This is a genomic window from Paucibacter sp. XJ19-41, assembly GCF_028462495.1.
In the GTDB taxonomy this organism is placed as follows: domain Bacteria; phylum Pseudomonadota; class Gammaproteobacteria; order Burkholderiales; family Burkholderiaceae_C; genus Roseateles_E.
In genome coordinates this window covers 1,137-5,886 of record NZ_JAQOWX010000192.1, presented here as the reverse complement: position 1 = coordinate 5,886, position 4,750 = coordinate 1,137, and the positions used below count along the sequence as shown (strand labels likewise).

Sequence of the window (4,750 nt, the reverse complement as noted above, 5' to 3'; positions counted from 1 at the left end):
GGCCGACCGCGGCTTGCGGGTGCTGGCCGTGGCGCGCGGCCGGCATGCGCGCGACACGGCGTGGCCGGCGCTGCAGCAGGACTTCGATTTCGAGTGGCTGGGCCTGGTCGGCCTGGCCGATCCCTTGCGGCCCGAGGTGCCAGCGGCGGTGGCGCAATGCCAGCAGGCGGGCATCCGCGTCGTGATGATCACCGGCGACCACCCGCGCACCGCCCGGGCCATTGCCGAACAGGCCGGCATCGCCAGCGCCCGGGTGCTGAGCGGTGACGAGATGCAGGGCCTGGACGCCGCCGCGCTGGCAGCCACGCTGCGCGAGGTCAGCGTCTATGCGCGCGTCAAGCCGCAGCAGAAGCTGGCCCTGGTCGAAGCACTGAAAGCGCAGGGCGAGGTGGTGGCGATGACCGGCGACGGTGTCAACGACGCGCCGGCGCTGAAGGCCGCCCATATCGGCATCGCGATGGGCCAGCGCGGCACCGATGTGGCCCGCGAGGCCGCGTCCCTGGTGCTGCTGCAGGACGACTTCGCCTCCATCGTCAGCGCCATCGCCGACGGCCGGCGCACCTTCGCCAATCTGCGCCAGGCCATGGTCTACACGCTGGCCGTCCATGTGCCCATCGTCGGCCTGGCGCTGCTGCCGGCGCTGTTCGGGCTGCCCCTGCTGCTGGCGCCGCTGCACATCGCCTTCCTGGAGCTGGTGATCGCGCCGACCTGCTCGCTGGTGTTCGAGGCCGAGCCCGGCGCCGCCGATCTGATGACCCAGCCGCCGCGCCGCAGCGGCGATGCCCTGCTCGCGCGCCGCCATGTGCTGCTGAGCCTGCTGCAAGGCGGTCTGGTGACGGCGCTGAGTGTGGGCCTCTATATCTGGGTGCTGAGCCTGGGTCTGGCGCAGGGCTCGGCCAACACGGCGGCCTTCATCGCGCTGGTGACGGCCAATGCCGCGCTGATACTGCCCAGCCGCTCGGCCCGCAGCGGTTGGCACCACCTCTGGCAAGGCCTGACCCCCGCCGCCGCCTGGGTGCTGGGTGGCACCCTGCTGGCGCTGACCCTGATCACGACGCTGCCGCCGCTGAGCCGGGCCTTCGGCTTTGCGGCGCTGCCGCCCGCCCTCTGGGGGGCCGCGGTGGCCGCCGGCCTGGCGATGATCACGGCCTTCCAGATGGTCAAGCAGCGGCTGGGCCGCAGCGCGGCCGAGCCGCGCGTCAGCGGTCCGCTGCCTGCTCCTTGACCAGGCGCTGCATCAGCGCGAAGAAGCGGTCATAGAACTCGCCGGCCGGAATCGTCTCCGAGGCTACCTTGACCAGCGAGTCCTGGGTCGAGGACAGCGGCACCGAGATCGAGCCGATCGCGCTGACGCCGATGCTGGTGGAGTTGGGGCTTTTCTTCAGCGTGTAGCGGTCCTGCTGGGCCGAGACATAGGCGGTGGACAGCTGGCTGCCGGTCTTGCCGTCGGGCACGCAGACCACGGTGAAGCCGATCTCCACATGCACCTCGCCCTCGGGCTGGAAGCGCTTGGCGCCGTTGATCAGGCCGGATTGCGCATTGCTGATCACATAGCCCTGGCTCAAGAGCGCACGGCGGGCGGCCTCGCAGGTGGTGTCGACATCGGCATCAAACAGGCGCGAGAAGGTCTCGTCGGACTGGAAGCGCTCCTTCTGGTAGACCTGGGCCGGCCGTGTCGACTTGCCGAGCCCCGTGCCCAGGCCGCCGCAGCCAGCCAGGCCGGCCAGGCAGACGAGTCCGAGAACGGTGTGGCGGGCGCTGCGGCGCAGCAAGCCGGCAGACGGTGAGGGCGGCTGTATCGGGATCACGGGCTGCATTATCCCGTGCCGCGCTGTCATGGCCCGGTCACCGCTGCTGGCTATGGTGCGGGCCTTTGACCGCCCTAGCGAACCCCACCATGCCCTCGATGATGCCCCCGCGCGCCAAACCCCTGCTGGCCCTGCTGAGCCTGGCCCTGCTGTCCGCCTGCGGCAGCGATGACGATGGGCCTGCGGCCATCAACGCGCGCCTGCTGGACGGCGCGGTCGAGGGCGTGCAGTACAGCGCCAGCCCCTCGGGCCTGACCGGCCGCACCGGTGCGAATGGCGCCCTGAGCTGCAAGCCGGGCGACCAGCTCAGCTTCAGCCTCGGCGGCGTGGCGCTGGGCCAGGCCGCCTGCGCGGCCGACATCACGGTCGGCGATCTGGCCGGCACCCAGGCGCTCGGCGAGGCGCGGTTGCAGAACCGCCTGCTGTTCCTGCAGGCGCTGGACGAGGACGACGAGGCCGCCAACGGCATCCGCATCAGCGAGGCCGTGGCCGCCGCGCTGGCCGGCAAGAGCCTGGACTTCGCGGCACCGGCCGCCGCCTTCGATGCCGCGCTGAAGGCCCTGCTGCCGGCCGCGCTGCAGGACGGCTACGGCCAGCCCTACAGCGCCCGCACGCTGGGCGCGCTGCGCCGCCTGGCCGCCACCGATCACTACGAGGCCATGCTGGCCGCCGAGCTGGGCAAGACCGAGACCACCGCCAGCAGCCAGTCCAGCGCCGGCGGCGAGGTCAGGATCACCAAGCATGAGCTGCGCGCCGAGGCTTCCCTCTACGTGCCCTACGAGGGCACCAACGCGGCCGCCAGGAAGGACTTCCCCAAGGGCTTTTACCCGGCCGTCGGCTCGGGCCTGGTGTTCAAGGGCAAGGCCGCCGACGGCAGCCTGGAGTTCTGGGGCATCACCGACCGCGGCCCGAATGGCGACAGCCCGAATGCGCCGCGCCCCGACAACAGCGCCGCCAGCCTCAGCAAGATGTTTCTGGCGCCCGGCTTCACGCCGTCCATCGGCACGATCAGCGTCGGCGCCAAGGGGGCGCAGCTGAGCAGCCTGCTGCCGCTGAAATCCGACGCCGGTACCCGCATCTCCGGCCGCCCGCTGCCCTTCACCAGCATCGGCGCCAGCCTGGAGGTGCCGCTCAATGACGCGCTGCGCTACGACGCCGCCAAGGGCGGGCTCGACCCGCAGGGCCTGGACAGCGAAAGCCTGGTCTACGACGCCGCCGCCAAGGTCTTCTGGACCTCGGACGAGTACGGCCCCTTCATCGCCAAGATCGATGCCGCCAGCGGCCAGATCCTGAAGCGCTACGCCCCCGGCACCGGCGCCGGCAGCCTGCCCGAGGTGCTGAANAGATCCTGAAGCGCTACGCCCCCGGCACCGGCGCCGGCAGCCTGCCCGAGGTGCTGAAGCACCGCCGCGCCAACCGCGGCATGGAAGGCCTGGCGATGGACGCCGCCAGCGGCAAGCTGCATGGCTTCCTGCAAAGCCCGATCGATCCGCTGGACGCGGCCGGCAAGTCCGTCGAGACCACCGACAGCGCCGATCTCGACCAGGACGGCAAGCGCAATGACAAGGTGAAAGTGCGCGACTTCGCACAGTTCGCCCGCTGGATCGAGTTCGACCCCAAGACCGAGACCTCCAAGCTCTATGCCTACCCGCTGAGCTATGCGCTGGCCGGCGACAAATGGGACCGCAACCGCAGCGGCAGCGCCAAGCTGGGCGATCTGGTCGCGCTGGGCAATGGCCGCTTCATCGTCATCGAGCAGGGCACCGACGCCAGCGGCGTGGTGCGCAACTTTCTGATGCTGGTCGAGCTGCCGGCCGGTGCCAGCGATATCGCGGCCGTCGGCATCGAGCTGGAGAAGAACAGCATCGACGCCAGCACGCCCAGCGCGCTGAGCTGGAGCCAGGTGGTCAAGCTGAAGAAGACCGTGCTGCTGGACCTGAACGCCGCCGGCTGGAAGGCCGAGAAGGCCGAGGGCCTGGCCGTGGTCGATGCCCAGACCCTGGCCCTGATCAATGACAACGACTTCGGTCTGCGCACCACCCTGGTCGACGCCGCCGGCCGCGCGCTGGACGGCGACCCGACCGCCTGCACCGTCGATGCCAACGGCGTCATCGTCAACGACGGCGCCTGCGCCGCCGGCGCGGTGGGCGTGCGCGTGGCCCGCGGCAACGAGATCGACCGCGGCACGCGGCTGTGGCTGCTGAAGTTCCCGAAGGCGCTGAGCAGCTACGCGATGCCTTGAAGCGGAGGGCTTGCCGGCGGGCGCCGGCGTCCTGATCGGGTCCGGTCTAGAATGCGAACAATTCTCAATTGCGTATTCAAGCCCCCCGGTCCATGCCTGCCCTCCCGTCCGTCCCTGTTGCCCCTCGGGTGCCGCGATGAGCGGCGCCCTGCTGCTGGGTTTCGAGCAGAGCTACCAAGGCCTCTTGCGCTTTCTGACCCGCAAGCTGGGCTGTGGCGAGACCGCCCGCGAGCTGGCCCATGAGGCCTGGTTGCGGGTGGCCGAGGCCGGCACCGATCGGCTGGGCGGTGCGCCCGAGCAGCGCCGGGCCTACCTCTACAAGGTGGCGCAAAACCTGGCCCTCGACCATTTGCGCCGCCAGGCGCGCGGCGGCCAGCGCTTCGAGATCGGGCTCGATGAGGCCCTGCTGCAAGACCTGAGCCCCGGTGGCGCGCCCGACCAGGAGCGCGCGCTGGCGCTGCGCCAGGCGGTGCAAGGCATCGAGGGGGCACTGGGTGGCCTGCCCGAGCGGGTGCGCGAGACCTTTCTGGCGCACCGACTGGACGGCCTCGACCATGAGACGCTGGCGCGGCGCCACGGCGTCTCTGTCAAGACGGTGGAGCGCGATGTCGGCCAGGCCATGGACGCGGTCCACCAGGCCCTGCTGCGCTGGCGCGGCGAACGTCCGGCGCCGCGCCAGCGCCGCCAGGCCCTGTCGGCC

4 protein-coding genes are annotated in these 4,750 nt (G+C 71.1%); 3 read left to right on the top strand and 1 reads right to left on the bottom strand.

From position 1 onward, the window contains the following. A partial coding sequence (locus PO768_RS27460) for an HAD-IC family P-type ATPase (RefSeq protein WP_272648592.1) occupies positions 1-1,225 on the top strand: 1,225 nt, incomplete at its 5' end. Here PO768_RS27460 and PO768_RS27455 read toward each other — a convergent pair. Next, positions 1,200-1,808, bottom strand: a complete 609-nt coding sequence (locus PO768_RS27455) for a DUF2242 domain-containing protein (RefSeq protein ID WP_269839560.1) — start codon at positions 1,806-1,808, stop codon at positions 1,200-1,202. The genes PO768_RS27460 and PO768_RS27455 overlap by 26 nt on opposite strands. A gap of 1,393 nt (positions 1,809-3,201) precedes the next feature. Here PO768_RS27455 and PO768_RS27445 point away from each other — a divergent pair. Together PO768_RS27445 and PO768_RS27440 are read left to right on the top strand one after the other, a co-directional pair. Further along, positions 3,202-4,050, top strand: a complete 849-nt coding sequence (locus PO768_RS27445) for an esterase-like activity of phytase family protein (protein ID WP_272648590.1) — start codon at positions 3,202-3,204, stop codon at positions 4,048-4,050. A gap of 136 nt (positions 4,051-4,186) precedes the next feature. Continuing rightward, on the top strand, positions 4,187-4,750 hold a 564-nt coding region (locus tag PO768_RS27440; protein ID WP_272648589.1), incomplete at its 3' end, for an RNA polymerase sigma factor.